This window comes from Streptomyces sp. NPDC055966, from assembly GCF_042269865.1.
GTDB lineage: Bacteria > Actinomycetota > Actinomycetes > Streptomycetales > Streptomycetaceae > Streptomyces.
Map to the genome: position 1 here is coordinate 140,156 of NZ_JBHJYK010000013.1, position 18,004 is coordinate 158,159.

22 protein-coding genes are annotated in these 18,004 nt (G+C 70.0%); 13 read left to right on the forward strand and 9 right to left on the reverse strand.

Features of this window, described 5'->3' with window-relative positions; all coding sequences use genetic code 11:
* Positions 1–248 precede the first annotated feature (248 nt).
* Positions 249–575, forward strand: coding sequence for a putative quinol monooxygenase (locus ACFC8N_RS26825; protein WP_376290483.1), 327 nt, complete (start codon positions 249–251; stop codon positions 573–575).
* A gap of 686 nt (positions 576–1,261) precedes the next feature.
* Here the strand turns inward: ACFC8N_RS26825 and ACFC8N_RS26830 are convergent.
* From ACFC8N_RS26830 to ACFC8N_RS26840, 3 genes are all read right to left on the reverse strand, one after another.
* Entirely contained in the window at positions 1,262–1,669 is a 408-nt protein-coding gene (locus ACFC8N_RS26830) for a hypothetical protein (protein ID WP_376290485.1), read from the reverse strand.
* Between the two features lie 574 nt (positions 1,670–2,243).
* On the reverse strand, positions 2,244–2,888 hold the full coding sequence (locus tag ACFC8N_RS26835; protein WP_362819810.1) for a polysaccharide deacetylase family protein: 645 nt from the start codon (positions 2,886–2,888) through the stop codon (positions 2,244–2,246).
* 372 nt (positions 2,889–3,260) lie between these two features.
* Positions 3,261–4,070, reverse strand: a complete 810-nt coding sequence (locus ACFC8N_RS26840) for an SDR family NAD(P)-dependent oxidoreductase (protein WP_376290487.1) — start codon at positions 4,068–4,070, stop codon at positions 3,261–3,263.
* A gap of 120 nt (positions 4,071–4,190) precedes the next feature.
* Here ACFC8N_RS26840 and ACFC8N_RS26845 point away from each other — a divergent pair, with 120 nt between their 5' ends.
* Entirely contained in the window at positions 4,191–4,793 is a 603-nt protein-coding gene (locus ACFC8N_RS26845; RefSeq protein WP_376290489.1) for a TetR/AcrR family transcriptional regulator, read from the forward strand.
* Positions 4,794–5,056: 263 nt separating this feature from the next.
* Here the strand turns inward: ACFC8N_RS26845 and ACFC8N_RS26850 are convergent, their stop codons facing one another.
* Both ACFC8N_RS26850 and ACFC8N_RS26855 read right to left on the reverse strand, forming a co-directional pair.
* Positions 5,057–5,959, reverse strand: a complete 903-nt coding sequence (locus ACFC8N_RS26850; RefSeq protein ID WP_376290490.1) for an endo alpha-1,4 polygalactosaminidase — start codon at positions 5,957–5,959, stop codon at positions 5,057–5,059.
* Positions 5,960–6,049: 90 nt separating this feature from the next.
* Positions 6,050–6,457: a DUF3592 domain-containing protein gene (locus ACFC8N_RS26855; RefSeq protein WP_362819805.1), complete on the reverse strand. Its 408-nt coding sequence runs from the start codon at positions 6,455–6,457 to the stop codon at positions 6,050–6,052.
* 240 nt (positions 6,458–6,697) lie between these two features.
* Here ACFC8N_RS26855 and ACFC8N_RS26860 point away from each other — a divergent pair, with 240 nt between their 5' ends.
* Positions 6,698–6,985 (forward strand): hypothetical protein, encoded by a 288-nt coding sequence (locus tag ACFC8N_RS26860; RefSeq protein ID WP_362819804.1) that lies wholly within the window; start codon positions 6,698–6,700, stop codon positions 6,983–6,985.
* A gap of 145 nt (positions 6,986–7,130) precedes the next feature.
* On the forward strand, positions 7,131–7,520 hold the full coding sequence (locus ACFC8N_RS26865) for an AQJ64_40280 family protein (RefSeq protein ID WP_356025713.1): 390 nt from the start codon (positions 7,131–7,133) through the stop codon (positions 7,518–7,520).
* On the opposite strand, the gene ACFC8N_RS26870 is transcribed toward ACFC8N_RS26865, so the two are convergent.
* On the reverse strand, positions 7,479–7,904 hold the full coding sequence (locus ACFC8N_RS26870) for a MerR family transcriptional regulator (protein WP_376290494.1): 426 nt from the start codon (positions 7,902–7,904) through the stop codon (positions 7,479–7,481). The two genes, ACFC8N_RS26865 and ACFC8N_RS26870, sit on opposite strands and share 42 nt — an antisense overlap.
* 114 nt (positions 7,905–8,018) lie before the next feature.
* On the opposite strand from ACFC8N_RS26870, the gene ACFC8N_RS26875 reads away from it, so the two are divergent.
* The gene (locus ACFC8N_RS26875) at positions 8,019–9,092 is read left to right on the forward strand and encodes an alkene reductase (RefSeq protein WP_376290495.1); all 1,074 of its coding nucleotides are present in this window, start codon (positions 8,019–8,021) and stop codon (positions 9,090–9,092) included.
* Between the two features lie 174 nt (positions 9,093–9,266).
* Here the strand turns inward: ACFC8N_RS26875 and ACFC8N_RS26880 are convergent, their stop codons facing one another.
* Complete coding sequence (locus ACFC8N_RS26880; protein ID WP_362819799.1) at positions 9,267–9,671, reverse strand: helix-turn-helix domain-containing protein; 405 nt, start codon at positions 9,669–9,671, stop codon at positions 9,267–9,269.
* Between the two features lie 87 nt (positions 9,672–9,758).
* Between ACFC8N_RS26880 and ACFC8N_RS26885 the strand changes: the two genes are divergently transcribed.
* Entirely contained in the window at positions 9,759–10,688 is a 930-nt protein-coding gene (locus tag ACFC8N_RS26885) for an alpha/beta fold hydrolase (RefSeq protein ID WP_376290498.1), read from the forward strand.
* Between the two features lie 29 nt (positions 10,689–10,717).
* Here ACFC8N_RS26885 and ACFC8N_RS26890 read toward each other — a convergent pair whose 3' ends face one another.
* Both ACFC8N_RS26890 and ACFC8N_RS26895 read right to left on the reverse strand, forming a co-directional pair.
* A complete protein-coding gene (locus tag ACFC8N_RS26890; protein WP_376290500.1) occupies positions 10,718–10,855 on the reverse strand; it encodes a hypothetical protein in 138 nt (45 codons plus the stop codon).
* 460 nt (positions 10,856–11,315) lie between these two features.
* Positions 11,316–12,245: an alpha/beta hydrolase gene (locus ACFC8N_RS26895; protein ID WP_376290502.1), complete on the reverse strand. Its 930-nt coding sequence runs from the start codon at positions 12,243–12,245 to the stop codon at positions 11,316–11,318.
* 108 nt (positions 12,246–12,353) lie between these two features.
* Between ACFC8N_RS26895 and ACFC8N_RS26900 the strand changes: the two genes are divergently transcribed.
* The 7 genes from ACFC8N_RS26900 (at position 12,354) to ACFC8N_RS26930 (ending at position 17,356) form a co-directional block, all read left to right on the forward strand.
* Positions 12,354–12,797 carry a MarR family winged helix-turn-helix transcriptional regulator gene (locus ACFC8N_RS26900; RefSeq protein WP_376290504.1) on the forward strand — a complete coding sequence of 148 codons (444 nt, stop codon included), beginning with the start codon at positions 12,354–12,356 and terminating at the stop codon, positions 12,795–12,797.
* A gap of 626 nt (positions 12,798–13,423) precedes the next feature.
* Positions 13,424–14,095, forward strand: a complete 672-nt coding sequence (gene nthB / locus ACFC8N_RS26905) for a nitrile hydratase subunit beta (protein WP_376290505.1) — start codon at positions 13,424–13,426, stop codon at positions 14,093–14,095.
* Complete coding sequence (gene nthA, locus ACFC8N_RS26910) at positions 14,092–14,691, forward strand: nitrile hydratase subunit alpha (protein WP_376290508.1); 600 nt, start codon at positions 14,092–14,094, stop codon at positions 14,689–14,691. Before nthB ends, nthA begins: the two co-directional genes overlap by 4 nt.
* The gene (locus ACFC8N_RS26915; protein ID WP_356025691.1) at positions 14,688–15,035 is read left to right on the forward strand and encodes a nitrile hydratase accessory protein; all 348 of its coding nucleotides are present in this window, start codon (positions 14,688–14,690) and stop codon (positions 15,033–15,035) included. The genes nthA and ACFC8N_RS26915 overlap by 4 nt, the downstream gene beginning before the upstream one ends.
* Positions 15,036–15,324: 289 nt before the next feature.
* Positions 15,325–15,855: a carbonic anhydrase gene (locus ACFC8N_RS26920; RefSeq protein WP_356025688.1), complete on the forward strand. Its 531-nt coding sequence runs from the start codon at positions 15,325–15,327 to the stop codon at positions 15,853–15,855.
* Positions 15,856–15,966: 111 nt separating this feature from the next.
* The gene (locus ACFC8N_RS26925; RefSeq protein ID WP_356025685.1) at positions 15,967–16,374 is read left to right on the forward strand and encodes a hypothetical protein; all 408 of its coding nucleotides are present in this window, start codon (positions 15,967–15,969) and stop codon (positions 16,372–16,374) included.
* 154 nt (positions 16,375–16,528) lie between these two features.
* The gene (locus tag ACFC8N_RS26930; RefSeq protein ID WP_356025825.1) at positions 16,529–17,356 is read left to right on the forward strand and encodes an alpha/beta hydrolase; all 828 of its coding nucleotides are present in this window, start codon (positions 16,529–16,531) and stop codon (positions 17,354–17,356) included.
* Positions 17,357–18,004 lie beyond the last annotated feature (648 nt).

Genomic DNA, 18,004 nt, shown 5'->3' on the forward strand with positions numbered 1-18,004 from the left:
AGGGGTACGGCGCGATCCGCCACCGCCCCTGCCGACGATGTGGTGTCCGCCTCGGCCGACCCCGCCGGCTGTCTCTTTCGGGCCGTTCCCGGGGACGGCACCACGGTGCGGTCGGCCATCGAGGGCGCAGGGAAATTGCCGCCCAACATCATGCGTCGTCCGTGCCGACGCGAGCTTCGTCGACGGAGGCTGCGGAGCTCGCGGACGGGTAGTCTCGCAGGCGGACGTCCGGCGAAGGGGGAACGCGCGTGTCCAGTGAGAACATGTTCAGTGTCTACGGGCGGATGACCGCACTGCCTGGGCGGCGTGACGAGCTGATGACTCTGCTCCTTGACGGATTCCGCGCCGGTGGCGAGGACAGCGGCCTGCTTGCTTACAGCATCAACACGGCCTTTGACGAGCCGGATACGGTCTGGCTGACACAGCTGTGGATCGACAAGGAAGCGCACGACGCGGTCACCCGTTCCGAACCGGTCGCGGCGGTGACTCGCCGGGTGTTTCCACTCCTGGCTCAGCAACCCGAGGGCTTTTACGGCCACGCCGTCCATGTGCACAGCCGAATCACCGAGTCTTGATCATTCCGTCGCGCTTGCCGTCAGGTCGGTCAGGAGGTCGCTCATTACCGTCTTCTCCGCGATCCGTACGCCGAGTTGGGTGAGAGCTGGGCGCGGCTCAGGATCCCATGCCGCGGTGGCGGGCGTGCCGGTCGGAGGTCTGGCCAGGGGAGGGCGCCGGCACCGGACAGGACGAGGCGTGGGCGTCTCCGAGTACGCGGGCGGCGAAGGCGGGCAGGGGGACAGGGCCGGGTCGGCCGGAAGGCGGTGCAGGGCTTCGGCGGCGTGGTCGAGCAGCGTACGGGGCGCGTCCGGTGAGTGGGCGAGCCGGTGCCCGCGGCCGTCCTGGTGGCGGTCGCGACCTCCCGGGCCCGCGCACGGACTCGCACGGCCACGATATCGGTGGGCGTGGGGGGCCGGGAGCGGCATCAAGCGCCATCTGAAGGCCTCTGAACGCGAGCCAATGTGCCGCACTTTGGGTGGACCGGTGGCTTATCCATGTGACGTCGCCGGGGCCGACTTCGGGTCTGGGGGGAGTCGTGGCTCCGTCGGCTTCGGCCATGTCGTCGGCGAGGTTGCTCCGGCATCCGTCGCAGTGCATCGCCTTGAGTTCGATCCGTCCGCGCTCGTACCCCCGTCCCGTCTGCCATCGAAACGGCAGGGCCGAGCAGCCGCGTCGCGAGCTTCGAGACCGCGCGGGTCCGCGGTCAGCGAACGCGGACTGTCTCGGTGGGCGTGACCGTTTGCAGGTGCAGCCTGTGCGAGGTCCAGCCCGTCTCGTAGAGCGCGCCGCGGAACTGCAGCGTGCCTCGGTGCTTCGCCTGGACCCAGGTATCGACTGCGCCACCAAGGCCGATGCCTCCGTGAGCGCACTTCACCGTATGCCAGGGCCCTTTGCCCTGTCGTTGCTGCACACAGAACTTCTGAAAGTCTTCCGAGTCGTTCGAGGCGTCCCCCTTCACGTGGACGCGCTCGCCGGCCTTCACGGTGTGCGGGCTTACCTTGAAGTCGTAACTGATCTTCGCGGAAGCTGTCACCGTGCTCAGCCCAAGTGCCGCCACGCCTGCTGCCGTGACGACGGCCGCACGTACAGCACGTCGGTCGAGAAAGCCCATCGTCTGTCTCCCCCTTCGAGCCCTTCGAGGTCTCGGCCGTGGCAACGGCGAAAAGCGGAGTACCCGAGACCGTCCCCGGTCCGCAGCCGCCCTATCAGTTCACCGACCGCACCCTGTCAGAGGGAGAATGCCCGAGCGCCGTTGCCCCGCGATTCGTCATTTTTTGGCGGCTCTCGCCGAGCCTGGCGCCCTCACGGAGACCGGGTATCGGTGTCCCCCTTGTACAGATTCCGGATCTTCCCCTGACCCTGATCCAGGGCTCACTCGTGAATCCTGCCTCTGGGCACGGCCGTGTCTCCTTCGGTCGACGATGCTGGAAGGCCCCGGGTCGCGACACAGGGCCCTTGGCCAGCGAACCCGACTCCCCGTGCGACAGCGACCGCTGTGCACCGAACGGGTGACGACGGCCACCAGGCCCCGGCGCGACCCTGACGGGCTGCCACATCCGGATGAATCGCGGGGCCCGCGATGCCTGGAAACAGGACCGCAGCGGGGTTCGGTAGAAGTGGAGGTACGGCGTCCGGCAAGCGCTACCCGCAGAAGGCCGCTGTTCGGCCGCCGTCGGCACCTCCCGTCAGGGGGTGACGAACTGGTAGCCGGCATCGAGCAGGCGGGGAAGCACCAGGTGCAGGGCGGCCACCGTCTGGGAGCGGTCGCCTCCGCCGTCGTGCTCAAGGATGATCGATCCGGGATGGGCGTGAGCCATGATCCGCTCGACGATGAGCGAGGTGCCTGGTCGTGACCAGTCATGGGGGTCGACGGACCAGTCCAGGAGCCGCATGCCCATCGCGCGGCAGGTGGCCAGGGTTGGCTCCGACCAGACTCCGTAGGGGGCGCGGAAGATCGTGGGGCGCTGGCCGGTGACCTTCTCGATCGTGTCGCTGGTGCGTTCCAGCTGGGAGCGGACGGTCGCTGCGGATGCCCGGGCCAGGTCGGCGTGGGTCCAGGTGTGGTTGGCGATCAGGTGGCCTTCGGCGGCCACCGCCCGCACCAGGTTGGGGTACGCGCTGACGCGGGCACCGACCTGGCAGAACGTGGCGGTGACGGCGTAGCGGCGCAGGAGGTCCAGCACCTGCGGAGTCCATTCCGGGTTCGGACCGTCGTCGATGGTCAGCGCGATCGCTCGCGGGCCCTGGTGAACGTAGAACTCCGGCCTGCCCGGCAGCTCGACGTAGGCCGGCTCGCTGGCGTGAGAGTCGCCCGGATGAGTGGGCTTCACGGTGTCAGGTGCCGGCCTCCCTTCGTGTTCAGGCGTGGCGCCAGGGGCTGTGCAGGCGCCGAGAAGCATCAATCCGCCGACTGACAGCAGGGCCCGGCGGGTGACATGTGTACTGCCCGTGTTCTCCATGCCTTGGGTAACTGCGTCACCCCGGAGGGTGGTTGCGCTCTTTGCGGACAGAACACGGGCCTGGTCCACTCGATGGAACGGGCGGTGCCGGTTGTCGTGGTCGGCGTTGCACGAAGGTGTTTGCTTTCGGCGATCTCGGCGGGAAAGTAGCCCTGCCGCAGCACTGACTGGACGGTGGCGGCGCGGAACGTGATCCCCGACCGGGCCCGCGTCTCCTCCGCAGCAGCCCGTCGGTGTGCGCGGTCACGGCGTCGGCTGGCGGGCGGAGGTCGTGGAACCCATGAACTGGACCGTGCGGCGTCGGCCGGCCGTGCGGGCCAGGGTCGCCATCGTGCGGTTGAGGCGGCCGGAGATGACGCTCGGCGGTGGTGTGCGGCGGTCGAGCGTGCGCAGTGCCGTGGCGACGACCTCCTGCGGGGACTGGCGCTTGCTGCCGCCGTCTGCCGCGTCCGTGCCGACGACGTCGAAGAACTCGGTGCTGGTCGCACCGGGCGACAGCGCGAGCACGCGCAGCCCGGTCCCGCGGGATTCGTGCCACAGCGCCTCGGTGAAGTGCAGCACGAACGCCTTGGCCGCCGCGTAGACGGCCATGTTCGGGATGGGGAAGTACGCGGCCATGCTCGCGACGTTGACCAGGACTCCGGTGCCGGCGGTCCGCAGCGGCTCGATGAATGCCCGGCTGATGTCGACGACGGCCGCGATGTCGACGCTGATCTCCTGGCCGAGCCGCTTGGGGTCCTCGGCGTGGAACGGCCCGAAGGTAGCGAATCCGGCGTTGTTCACGACACTGGTCACCCCCAGGCCGCGGCGCGCCACCTCCTCGGCGAGGGTCTGCCCCGCGGCGGGCAGGCTCAGGTCGAGGGGGATGACTGCGGCCCCTACGCCGTGAGCCGCGGTGAGTTCGGCGGCGAGCGTCTCCAGCCGTTCCGCGCGGCGGGCGACGAGGACGACGTCCGAGCCGCGGGCGGCCATCTGCCGGGCGAACTCGGCGCCGATGCCGGCGCTGGCACCGGTGATGAGGGTGGTCTGGCCGTGGTAGTCGACGGTGCTCATGGGCGGCTCCCGGGAAAGGGTGGACATGCTCGAGGGTGACACTCCTCTGGCACTGTACGCCGAATATGTCACACAGTGCCAGACCGGTACTGAGTGCAGAACGCTGTAGGCTACGGAGTCATGAACCATCGCGCGGGCAATCCGGCGGGGCTGCGGGAGCGCACCCGGCGAGCTGTGCAGGCCGAGATCGTCTCCACTGCGATGCGGCTGTTCCTCGAGCACGGATTCGAGGCCACCACCATGGAGCAGATCGCGAACGAGATCGGCATCTCGCGACGCTCGCTGTTCCGCTACTTCGGCACCAAGGAGGACATCGTGCTCGGCGACCACGCCGAGCACGGCGAGGCCCTGCGGACCGCACTGGAAGCGCGTCCAGCCGGCGAACCGCCCTGGGAAGCTCTCCGAGCGGCCCTCAAAGCGCTCTACGACTCGCTCCCTTACTCACCTGAGGACTTCCTCAAGATCACCAGCATGCTGCACGCCTCGCCCTCCCTCCGGGCGCGCCAGCTGGAGAAGCGCCAGCAGTGGACGGACCTGCTCGTCCCGGACATCGTGCGACGCCTGGGCGCAACCACGGACCCGATGGACGAGCTGCGGGCCCGCGCGCTCGCCGCCTGCGCCCTGGCCTGCCTGGAGACCGCAACGGACGCCTGGGTGCGCAGCGGCGGCACGATCGACATGGAGCGGGCCTTCGACGAGGCGGTCGCCGCAGTCCGGGGATGAGGAGGCCGTCAGGCTCGGTCCGGGGAGACTGCCGTAGCAATCAGCGGGTTCGTGGCGCCCTCGTTCGCCGCGACCACCACGCGCCCGGCACCGTGCCCGTCGGCCAGGCCGACCAGGTGGTCGAAGTGCCGGACACCGGCGCGCCGTTCACCAGGCAGCCCGCCGTGACGGTGCCCGGTCGGGGCGAACTCGGCGGCCCCGCAGGCGCTTGCCGAAGTGCGGGCGACAGGAACGGACCGAGCCGGGCGTCGAATGCCGGTGCATCAGGACGTGCCGCAGGTTTCCCGGTGGTAGTCCTTGTCGCCGGCGGGCACGAGGTTCAGGTCCCGCCGGACGATGCTGATCTTGTCGCCCCAGCCCCGGCACGCCTTCTTCATGCCCTGCTCGGTGTACTCGATCACCATCATGTGGTGGCCGAACGCGGCGGCGTAGTCCCCGCATTCGTCGTACTGGCCGCACTCCTCCACCACGGCGAAGTCGACGCCGACCTGCTTGCGGTACGGAGCCAGCGCCGCCGTGTTCTTCTGACCGATGGCCAGGCCCTGCGCGTGCGCGTGGACGGCGAGCAGGGACAGGAACGCCTTCGCGTCGTTCGCGGTGAGCAGCCCGTGGGGTACGCGTGTGTAGCTGTCGTAGTTGTCCGGATCGATGGCCTTGTAGCCCTTGGCCGCGCATCCGTCGATCCAGGCGTTCACCTTCCGCGCGATCCGCTTGCGCTTGGCGTCGGTGTGAACGTCCAGCATGGCCTCCCCCCAGTCCTTGTCCATGACGACCTTGCCCGCCCTGTCCCGGAGCAGCAGATCGGCATCCCACTCCTTCTCCGCGCCCGGCTGGGCCTGGAAGGCGTTGACGTAGCAGATGTTGTAGAGCCCCGGTGCGGGCGGCGCCGTGTGGTCACGGACGACGGCGGACACTCCGGCCGGCGGGGTGTAGGGGCCGCCGAGCTGGTAGTCGAAGCCCGCGTGCACAGGCGGAAGCGTCACCTTGGACGATCCCTCGACCGCGTTCCCCGACGCCGCGTCGGCCCCGGTCGAGGCGGTCGCGGACGAGGAAGGCGACTGCCCCGTATCCTCGCCGCGCGAACAGGCGGTGGCGAGGAACGAGGCGACGGCGACCGACACCGCGCAAGCCACAGCGGAGCGACGGGGAAAGATCCGGTTACGCATGGTCGACAAGCTCCAGAGAGAGGAAGGGGGTGGCCGGAAGACGCCGGGGCCGCACGCAGCACCGCCATGGGCCGCTGCCGGACGAAGCGGTCACTTCGTCAGGACGATCAGTACACCGGCACCGAGGAAGACCATCCCGCCCAGCAGCAGGGAAACCGCCGTCCCCATCATGTGCCGCCACATGCGCACCCGTGCCGTCTGGGGGTGCCGACCTTCGTACACCACCGGAACCTCACGCCCGGTCTCCAGGCCCATCCCGGTCCCCCGCATCCGGGGCGAGAATTCCACGCGGTGTCCCTGCTGGTCATGGAAGGCGATGACCGGCACCCAGATGTGCCCGTCGTCCTCGGCGACCCGCGTGTTGTCGACCACGACGCCTCGCGCGCGAATGCCGTCCCGCCGCAGCCGCCGCACCACAGCCGCCTCCCGCCACGCGACGGCGAAGAGCAGCACGGCTGCCAGAGCACACAGCACCGCGCCCGTAGTTCCGTTCGACATCGACCGCTCTTCCCGTTCCGTCCGGCACGCCGAGTTCCTCGCAGTCGAGGAGACGCGGCACCCGGAAAGGCGGTTGCAGCACCGGATGGCCCGACTCCTGGAACGCCGGGGTCGGGCGACGGGAGATCTCGCCGGCCGGCCGGATGCCGGCTTCAGCGGGGAACGTTCGGCCCGGTGAACCTTCCGCCCCCGGCCCGCGTCTTCCCGCGCGACCGCCACCACACGCCCAGGAGAACAGACGTGGCTGACAAGGACGTTGAGCAGACCGACGGGCGAGGTTACGGCCCGGGGCCCTGGTGGGCGGGCCTCGGGACGTGGGGGGCTGTCGCACTGATCGTCTTCGGGGGGCTCGCCGCAGCGTGGGCCTTTTTCCGGCTGCCCGGCACCCCGGAGGAGTCGGCGTCCGGCTACTACCAGGCCGCCAGGGTCATCGCCATCGGCCTCGTGATCGCCGGAGGCACCTTGCTCAGCCGCCGTCGCGCCCGGGCCGCAGCCACCGAGGAGACGAACGGGCCGGAACGCTCCTGATGCCGCCGGCCGTGCTCGTTCCGGCTTGAGCAACCCTCGCGCGCGCCGCTCGGTCTTGCCGGATGCCGGGGTCGGGGCAGTGCCCTTGCCGGGCGCCGGTTCGGGGGTGGAAGACGATGTGCCGAGTGCGCGAGTGAGGGTGGAGATGACGAATCCGAACACCGTGGTGACGTGGGTCGACGCACGCGAGAGGCTGCCTCGGGACGGTACACCGGTGGCAGCGGCGATCACGGGCCGGTATCCAGCTGACATCGCCGCTGAGTCCGCGGCCGATACGGCGTTGGGTGAGGAATTCTGGCTGGTGAGGCCGATGGTCTTCACGACTGTGCACTGGAGTGAGGACGGGGCGGAGCACAGGGACTGCTTCGTCGATTCCGACGGGGTTGTCCGTTTGCCTTACGGCCTTGCCAGTGATGAGACCGTGACTCACTGGGCTGAGCTGCCCACCCTGCCAGGCGGCATGACGCACCTGGTTCTTGGGGAAGGCGTGCGGTCAGCTCTCCAGAACGCGTGGGGCGCTCGCCCCGTCACCTGACGCACAGCGGACACCCTGAGCGAGCGCGTGGCTCTCCCGATGGGCCCGGGCCGTGGCCATCAGGACGTCCAACGCGGTCCGGGTCCGCACGAGTTCGTCGATGTGCTCGGAGAGCCGGTCGCGCTCCTGTGCCATCCGCTCAAGAGCGGCGTCGTAGTTGCCCTCGCTGGGCGTGTCGACGCAGGGCAGCAGCTCGGAAATCGTACGACTGGACAGACCCGCCGCGTACAGGCGCTGGATGAATCGCACCCGCTCCACCTCGGCCTCCGTGTAATGCCGCTGGCCACTGGCGCTACGGCTGCTGGTCAGCAGCCCCTGCTCCTCGTAGTAGCGCAGCGACCGGACGCTGACGTCGGTACGCGCCGCGAGCTCGCCGATCCGCACGACTGCCTCCCTTGGTGAACCACGCCACAGCGCTTGCCTCTGACATCCATGTCAGGTTTTAGCGTAGCGCTGTGCCCGGCATCCGGGCACGCGATACAGACGGAGGAGCCCGACGTGACGAGGTTGTTCAGCAGCTACCGACTCGGCGACCTGACCCTGCCCAACCGGATGGTGATGGCCCCGATGACCCGCGTCAGGGCCGCGTCCGGCGGCCTCGCCACACCGTCCATGGCGGCGTACTACGCGCAGCGCGCGACAGCCGGACTGATCGTGTCCGAGGGTGTGCAGCCCAGCCTCATCGGGCAGTCCAACCCGGGCACGCCCGGACTGCACACCGAGGAGCAGGCCGCCTCGTGGCGTGCCGTGACCGACGCCGTACACATCAACGGCGGACGGATCTTCGCCCAGCTCATGCACGGCGGCCGGGTCTCGCACCCCGACACGACCGGCCACCAGCCCGTCGGCCCCTCGGCGATCGCCGCGGTGGGCGACGTCTTCACCCCGACCGGCCCGCAGCCCGCACCCACACCCCGCGCACTGGACACCGCCGAGGTGCCCGAGCACGCCCACGCGTACGCCGAGGCGGCCCGCCGCGCGATCGACGCGGGCTTCGACGGAGTCGAACTCCACGGTGCCAACGGCTACTTGATCTCCCAGTTCCTCTCCTCCAACGCCAACCGGCGCACGGACCGCTACGGCGGCACGGTCGCGGGCCGGATCCGGTTCGCCGTAGAGGCCGTGGCCGCGACGGTGGACGCGATCGGCGCGGCCAGGACGGGCATCCGCCTCTCCCCGGGGGGCGGCTTCTGGGGCGTCGAGGAGACCGACGCGCTCACCCTCAACACCACGCTGCTGACGGAACTGGCCCGGCTCCAACTCGCCTACGTCCACCTGGAGATGACCACGGACGAGGAGGTGCTCATCGGCCTGCGCCGCGCCTGGCCCGGCACCCTGATCGTCAATCCGGTCCTCCCGATGGGCCCCAAGCAGACCGGCCGCGCGGAAGCCGACCACTGGCTGGGCCTCGGCGCGGACCTGATCAGCTTCGGCCGCGGCTTCCTCGCCAACCCCGACCTCGTCGAACGCCTCCGCACCGGCCTGCCGATCGCCCCCGTCGACGAAGCCACGTACTACCAGGGCGGCGACACCGGTTACCTCACCTATCCGGCCTACCAGCACACGGCCTGACGCCCATGCGGGCGGGTCGACACAGACGGCCCGGCCGGCCACGCGCCCCCACTGCGGCCGCATGGCGCACGTCAGCGGAAGCCGGATGGAGTACGCGGCCGCGTGGCGCTGACCGGGTGAAACAGGGCCACGCGGCAGCGTCGACCGCGGAACCCGTCGGGAGACGGAACCGGTTCAGCCCTCGCCGGTTCCGTCCCGCTCGGTACGTCGGTTGGCGTCGATCTCGGCCATGTGCTCCTCGGCCCAGGAGCGGAGCGCGGCGAGCGGCACCTCCAGAGACAGCCCCAGTGGGGTGATCCGGTAGTGCACGCGCGGCGGGACGGTCGGCTCGACACGGCGGGAGACCAGGCCGTCGTGAGTAAGGCTCCTCAGGGTGGCCGACAGCATCTTCTGCGACACGCCGGGCATCCTGCGCTGCAACTCGGCGAACCGCACCTCCTGCGGAGCGGCCTCGGACAGCACCTTGATCGCCATGGACGTCCACTTCGTACCGACCCTGTCGAGCAGCCGACGCGTCGGGCAGTCCGGATCGAAGAGGTCCCCGCGCGCGGCGGCGGGGCCCGTGGCTGGGGTGGTCACCCGGAGCTCACCATCTTTCGGGAAAGTGCCGTCTTGGTACGTCGAGCCTAGTCACCTACTTTCATCTTGTAACCAATAGTTACTGCCATGGGAGCAGATGTGACGCCTCACACCCCCTCGCCCGCCAGCCGTACCACCGGTCCAGACCTCGATCCGGACGTGGAGATACGGACCGTCACGGCGGGCGGCATGACCCGTGAGGTGGCCCTCGCCGGCGAAGGCCCCGCCCTCCTGCTGCTGCACGGTTTCCCGCACACCTGGGAAGTGTGGCGGGCGGTCGTCGGCCCGCTGGCCCGGCACCACCGGGTGATCGCGCCGGACATGCGGTGGCTGCGCACCGACAAGGCTGCGTCCGGCACGGAGGCCACGGCTGAGGGCTACGACGCCGCGACGCTCGCGCGGGACGCCGAATGCCTGCTGGAGGCGCTCGGCGTGACGGACGTAGCGGTGGCCGGCATCGACGCGGGAGGCCCTCCCGCCTTCCTGCTCGCCCTGCGGCGTCCCGGCCTCGTCCGGCGCCTGGTGCTGATGGAGGCGCTGCTCGGCGGCCTGCCGAGCAGTGGGCAGACCACGGCGGGCGGACCCCGATGGTGGTTCGGATTCCATTCCGAGCCCGGTCTCGCGGAATCCGTGCTGACCGGCCACGAGGACCGTTACATCGGCTGGTTCCTCGACAACGGCACGCTCGGTCGCGGCGTACCCGGCGCGCTCCGTGAGGCGTTCATCGCCGCCTACACCGGCGAGGACGCCTTGCGCCGCGCCTTCTCCTACTACCGCGCCCTGCCGGGCAGCGCCCGGCAGATCAGAGATGCCACCATGACGGCCCGGCTCACGATGCCCACCATGGCCATCGGGGCACACCCTGTCGGTGCCGCGCTCGAACAGCAGTTGCGCCCGATCGCCGACGACCTGACCGGCCATGTCATCGAGGACTGCGGTCACATCATCCCGCTGGATCGCCCCGAGGCCCTGCTCGCACTGATCCAGCCGTTCCTGGACGCCGACGTCGCCGTGTGACGGCGGCGGCCCCACGCACCGCGGCGGTGTCAGCGGGCCGGGGGCCCCTCGACGCCGGGGACAGGATCCTCGGCGAGCGTGTCACCGGCCGGGCTCCGCAGCAGGACCAGTGCATCGGCGCTGGGAGTGCCCGGCTGTGGGGAGCAGACGGGCGGATGTGCGCCCACGCCGCCTCCACGATCGTGCCGGTGGCGCGTTCCGGCAAGCCGGCCGGGTCCTCACCTCATTCCGATCATTCCGGGCAGGATGCGAGTCCGAGTGCGTCCCGCAGCGCAGGCGGTGGGCAGCGGAGTTGCTCTGCGCCGCTTCGTCGCCGTCCAACTCGTGATGATCGCCGCCGGCATGACGCTGGAAGAGGCCGCCGGCTTTCTCGGAATCCCGGACCTCTGGCACCGGGGCGAGCCGGAGAGCCGCAAACTCCCTGCCCTCAGCCGCTCCCGGAGAGACCACCGCAGCCAACTGGAGCCGGGCCTCCTGGCAGTAGCCCGTCACATGTCCCGACTTCAGGAGCTCGTCGCCCCACACTCGGCAAGAAGAGCGGGACCCGGTGCCGTCCAGCACGCCGATGCCCTCGCAGAGGCGTTGAACTCACTGAAATCGAACCCGTGGAGGCCGCCGGGGTCGGTGTCAGTGGACCGGTTCGAGATGGTCTGCGTCCGGGCGCCCGGCGCTCAGGTGGGCGGTGAGGAAGCGGGCGGCGCGGTCGAGTGCGGCGTCCGCCTCGTCGAGGCGGCCGTAGTGGTGTTGGAAGACGTGGGGGAGACCGGGGCCGACTTCGAGCGTGACCTCGACTCCGTCGGCGCCCGCGCGGCCGGCCAGCCGGACCGCGTCGTCGAGGAGCACCTCGTTCGCCCCGACCTGCACGAGGAGTGGGGGCAGTCCGGTGAGGTCGGCGAACACCGGACTGGCCAGAGGATGCGCCCTGTCGCCTGCGCCGACGTAGAGATCGGCGTAGGCGCGCACGTCGGCCTCGGTGAAAATGGGGTCGGCGCTCTCCTTGGAACGAATGCTTCCTCCAGCGAGGGTGAGGTCGGCCCAGGGGGAGAAGACGACCACGGCGGCTGGTTGCGGCAACCCGGCCTCCCGGGCGGCGAGCAGCGTGGCGATGCTCAATCCGCCACCGGCGGAGTCACCGGCCATGACGAGGTCCTGTGGGTCGGTGCCCGACGCCAGCAGTTCCCGGTAGGCCGCGAGCCCGTCGTCGACAGCCGCGGGGAAAGGGTGCTCGGGCGCCAGCCGGTAATCCACCGACGTCGCGCGCAGCCCGGCGCGGCGGGCCAGTTCACCGACCAGCCCTGCGTGGGTGTCCGGTGAGCCGATGACGTAGCCGCCGCCGTGCAGGTAGAGCAGTCGGCCGCGGCCGGAGGCTTCGGCCGGCTCCAGCTCCAGGGCCGGCCCCCCGCCCAGGACGGTCCTGCGGGTGATCACGCCCTCCGGCGCGGGCCGGGTGACAGCCGCGGCGAAACCGCTGCGCTGCTCCTCGGGAGTGGGCCGCGTCTCGCTGCGAGGGGCGGAGCGGAGTATGGCGTCCAGGGCGTCGCGCTGCTGTCGGGACATGCGGGGCCTCCATGGGTCGGGGTGCGAGGATGGATTCCTGGGAATCCACCTGCCTGACCCCAACCGGATTACAGGGAAGATGCTTCCCGGGAATCTACTGGAGCGAATGTGAGCTACGTCACCCCGATCTTCTCCGATCTGGTCCGCGTCGAGACCCGGCTCTACAACGCGGTGAGCGCCCGATTGCGCGCCGAACTAGGGCTGGGGCTGGGACAGTTCGAGCTTTTGGAGATCATCGACCGCGTGCCGGGGTGCCGCGTGCTCGACATCGTCGGCGAACTGGCGATCACCGTGGGGGCCGTCAGCAAGGCGGTCGACCGGCTGGTCGCTGCGGGCTGGTGCCAGCGGGTCGCGCACCCCCAGGACCGCCGCTCGTCCGTCCTCCGCCTCACATCCGCGGGTGAGAAGCAGTTGTCCGCTTCCCGCCCCGTTGTCGAAAGCGAGCTCAACTCACTGACCGCGGCGGTTCCTCCCGACGACCTGGCCCGCATCGCCTCGACCCTGGCCACCCTTCGCGCAACCCTTGAGACGGGCCCCGACCCCCGGAGTTGAGTGACAGCAGGTGTGCCGACGGCCAGCCGGCCGTCGGCAGTCCGGAACGCCTCGTACGCGGTCCGCGAGCCGAATCTGCGAGCCGAGCCGGCCGGCCACTTGCCCGGCGGCGAACAGGACGCCGGTACGCGGGCGGTGGACATACGCGGCGAGCACACCGTTGGAGGCGAGGAGCCGTGCGGTGAGGTGGCACCGGTGCACGCGGAGTCCCTACTCCGCCGCCGAGGGCCACCGGCGGTCGGCAGGTCAGCGCACATTGGCTCGGGTGTATACAGCGGCTCCGGGGAGTACGGCCACACCGTGCCCGCCGGCACGACAGAGCGGGCCCTCGCCTTCCGGATCAGCCGTTGCCCCATCAGGGACCCGGATCCGCCCGACCCACCGAGCGACAACGGGAAGGGCCGCCACCGTCCGGCTTGCCGAGCGCACGAGCCCGTGAACCGGCCCTGGGCGGCCGGCCCCCGCCGCCCGAGCACCGGCTGCGTCGGGCCCATGCCCGCGCCACGCCGCCCCGTCGCGGGCCGCAGTGAACGGATTGCAGTACGGCGTACGACGCGACGTCACGGACATCAGCCGAATACGATGGAACTGCGTGTCCGCTTCTGCGGCAAATGGGAGGCTATGCCATGGACGGAATTGCCGACATGGGAGGCACCCAGGGCTGGGGACACGTTCATCCACCGGACCGCGAGGAGCGCGTCTTCGCGGAGGACTGGCAGCGCAAGGCATTCGCGCTGGCGATTCTCTCCAGCCGCGTTGCCTGCGGCGGCGTCAACACGGATGCCTTCCGGCACGCGTTGGAGCGCCTGGACCGCGCCGCCTACCTGGACGACGGTTACTTCGGGCGATGGCTCAACGCCGGAGAACTGATGCTCACCGAACACTCCGTCCTGGCGCCCGGTGCGGTCGAGGCCCGCGCCCGCAACCTGCACGGCGAACACGTGGAGGAGCCACCGGTCCCCACACCTGCCCTGCCCCGGTACACACCCACCGCCGAGGGCTCACTGCGGTCCGTGGAGACCTCACCGGCCTTCGGCGTAGGCGAGCGTGTACGTGCCAGGAACATGTCCGTGCCCGGGCACACTCGACTGCCGCGCTACGTCCGGGGACACAGCGGCGTCGTCGAGATCATCCAGCCCGCCCATGTGCTGCCGGACACCAATGCACACTTCATGGGCGAGAACCCCCAACACGTCTACTCGGTGCGGTTCGACTCACGCGAACTATGGGGCCCCGACGCCGAACCCTTCACCGTCATCGTGGACATGTACGAGAGCTATCTGGAGACGACCGCATGACCCCCACCGGCGGCTCCGACGAGAGCCCTTCCGTGGCGCTGCGCACCGAGGCGCTCGAACAACTGCTCACCGAGCGCGGCCTGATCGACCCGAAGGCCATGGACGCGATCATCACCCGCTACGAGACGAGCGTGGGTCCACTCAACGGTGCCAAGGTCGTCGCCAGGGCGTGGACGGACCCCGACTACCGGCGGCGTCTGCTCGAAGACGGCACCGCCGCCATCAAGGAACTCGGTTTCTCGGGACAGCAGGGCGAGCACATCGTCGTGGTCGAGAACACCCCGACCACCCACAACGTCGTGGTGTGCACGCTGTGCTCGTGCTACCCGTGGCCGGTCCTCGGCCTGCCGCCGAGCTGGTACAAGGACCCCGCCTACCGCGCACGCGTAGTCAGGGAGCCGCGCACGGTGCTGGCCGAGATGGGACTCCCGCTCGACGACGATGTGCAGATCATCGTCCGGGACTCCACCAGCGAGGTGCGCTGGCTCGTACTGCCCGAGCGCCCGCCCGGCACCGAGCGCCTCACGGAAGAAGAACTCGTGCCGCTGATCACCAGGGATGCGATGGTCGGCGTAGCCAAGGTGGCGGCACCGTGAGCGCGCCGTTGGACACCGAGGGCCCGGCAGCACCTCCCCGCTCCAACGGCGAGCTGGTGTTCGCCGAGCCGTGGGAAAGCCGAGCCTTCGGCATGGCCGTCACCCTGTACGAGGCGGGCGTCGTCAGCTGGCCGGAATTCCAGACCGCGCTGATCGCCCGGATCGCCGCCTGGACAGCCTCACGGGAGCACGACGAGCCCTACCCCTACTACCGCCTATGGCTGGGCGCCCTGGAGGACGTACTCGCCGGCCTCAGCGCCGTGTCCACGGACGAGGTCATCACACGTGCCCAAACCCTGGCACAACGCTCCCCGGGTCACGACCACCGTGACCACGCGCGCTGACTCCGGCCCCTTCCGGGCAGACTCCCCGGCCACCCGCACGCGAGTGGCCGGCGGCCCGGCACAAGGACATGCGGGGGCGACCGTCAACGGCCGCTCCCGCGTCATCTCCTGGAGCAGAGAAGACCTCGGCACCGCTGCCCGAGACCTCGACGTCGCGGCAGCGTGATCGCGATTCGCCGCAAGGTCGAGTGGCACGGGAGGCGACGGCGGGCCAGGATTGGCGGCAACCGGAGGTCGCCGTCGGCGTCACCGGGGGGCAGGATCAGAGCGACAAGGGGTTGCCGTCACGGTGATCGACACGGACGAGCTAGCCAAGCGGAACGCCGGATTCGCCGACGGCGGATCATTCGCCGGCCTCAAGCTCATGCCCAGTGGCAGCCTGACGGTCATCGGCTGCGTCGACCCACGTGTCGACCCCTCCGACGTGCTCGGGCTCAAGCTCGGCGAGGCAGCGGTGATCCGCAACGTCGGAGGTCGGGTCACGCCCGCGACACTCCGGACGCTGGAGATGCTCTCGAAGGTCGTGCAGGCCCGCACGGCCGGCCCTCGCCCGGGCGACGTCCACTATGCGGTCCTGCACCACACCGACTGCGGGATCACCGACCTGGCCGCGTTCCCCGAGCTGCTGGCCGATTACTTCGACGTTCCGGCCGGGGACCTGGACGCCCGGGCGGTCACCGACCCTGTCACCGCCGTCCGCGTCGACGTCGACATCCTCAAGCAGGAGCTTCGGGCCGGAGCCATCGTCTCAGGGCTCGTGTACGACGTGGCCACCGGGCTCATCGAGATCGTAGTCCCGCCCGCGCGGGTGGAAGCATGACTCCGCACGGCGCCCGCGGCCGGTCCGGCCGGCACGACCGCCGTGAGCCTGCGGCTTGTACCGGGATCTGCTTCCCTGGCCGGTCGTATCGGCGGGGAGGCGCTTTCTAGCATGTGCGACGATCACGGGCACTCGGCGGCCGAGGCGGCGTGGTCAGCGCCTCGCGTCGCGGAGGGACCGGCTGTCGACCCGGTGACACTGCCCGAGGTCGACGAGGTCAGGGTCACGACGATGGTCGACAACACCTTCGACGCCCTGCTGGCCCCTGCCGAAGGCGTCGCCAGGGCGTCGGTGGACGCCGGGCGGACCGCCGCGCGGCAGTTCGCCGGCGGCGAGGCCCTCGCGGGGCTGCGTGCCGAGCACGGCTTCTCCGCCCTGGTCACCGTCCACAGCGGGAACGCGAGCTGCACGCTGCTGTTCGATACCGGCGCGTCGCCGGACGGGCTGGCGGTGAACGCCGAGCGTCCTGTCCGGTCGCCGTGGTCTGCCCGGCGCGCTGGAGTGGGGCTTTGCGAGTAGCGTGGCTGATACGACGCGCTCATCGGCCGCTTCCGCTGCCGGCCTCTCCGTCACCTTTTGCGTCCGCTGCCGGCCGTGGCGTGACATTCCCCTTGCGGCCCGTGCGCCGAATTCTCATGAAGCGAAAATTCCGGACAAGTGTTGGAGGGCGATCATGGCCTTCGCCACTGCCGAGGACGGCACGCAGATCTATTTCAAGGACTGGGGATCGGGTCAGCCGGTGGTCTTCTCCCACGGCTGGCCGCTGACCGCGGACGCATGGGATCCGCAGCTGATGCTGATGGCGGACAACGGCTTCCGGGTCGTGGCCCACGACCGGCGCGGAGGCGGCCGCTCGGGCCAGCCCTGGAAGGGGAACGACCTCGACACGTACGCCGAGGATCTCGCCTCCGTCATCGAGGCCCTCGACCTCCGCAACATGATCCTGGTCGGTCACTCGACCGGTGGCGGAGAGGTCACGCGCTACATCGGCCGGCACGGCACGGGCCGTGTCGCCAAGGCGGTCCTGCTGGGTGCGATCCCCCCGTTGATGCTCAAGACGGATGCGAATCCGGAGGGGCTGCCGATCGAGGTCTTCGACGAGATCAGGAAAGGCGTGCTGACGGACCGTTCCCAGTTCTACAAGGACCTCAGTGCCCCCTTCTACGGCGCCAACCGCGAAGGAACGACCGTCTCCCAGGGAACCCGCGACGAGTTCTGGCTCTGGAGCATGACGGTCGGCATCAAGGCCGCCTACGACTGCGTCAAGGCGTTCTCGGAGACCGACCTCACCGAGGACCTGAAGACGTTCGACATTCCCACGTTGATCATTCACGGCGACGACGACCAGATCGTGCCCATCGTGGCCTCCGCGCAGAAATCGTCACAGCTCGTCAAGGACGTGACCTTCACGGTCTACTCGGGTGCGCCGCACGGTCTGTCGATGGTCCCCGAGTTCGCCGAACGGTTCAATGCCGACCTCCTCGCATTCGCCCGCGGCTGACCGGCGTGGTTCGGGCGCTCCGATGACAGCCAGGATGCCGGTGAGAACGCCGGTATCAGCATCGCTCTTGTCCGCAAAGCCCGACCGGGCAGCGATGCGGCAACTGCGACACGGGCGCTGGTCGCACAACCGGGCCTGCCTGCTGACCGCGAGCTTCCTGACCACTGCGAGCGGGTACGCGACCCACGGGCTGGAACCAGCTCGAACCGTCCGGTGACAACTGCATCCTCCACTCCTCCTCGCCGATCCTGCTCGTCACTCCTGTGGCCGGCGCGCCGGAAGCGGTCGTGGCGACCAGGGTCGACAGACAGTGCGGTGAGACCGAGTCCGGCGTCCAGACGCCGTTGCCTCAGCTCCTCGCCGAAGTCGGTGGAGCGGCCAGCAGGGTTGCGCACGGTGCCCGGGCCCGGGACCGGTCCGGATCTTGGGTTGGCAGTCGGTGAGAATGATGTGAGTTGCTGGATGTGCACGGTGCGGCGTCCATGAGCCCTGGCGCCCGAGGAAGGCGACCGCGGCCCCTCCGGCCGCGTGGTCCCCGGCACGGTACGGACCGGACGCCCGGGTGGGCAGGCCCGCCTCCTCGCCCTGGTAACCGGTTCCGTCCGACCCGCGTACGACGGCAGGACCCAGCAGGCCACCTGTCCGTTT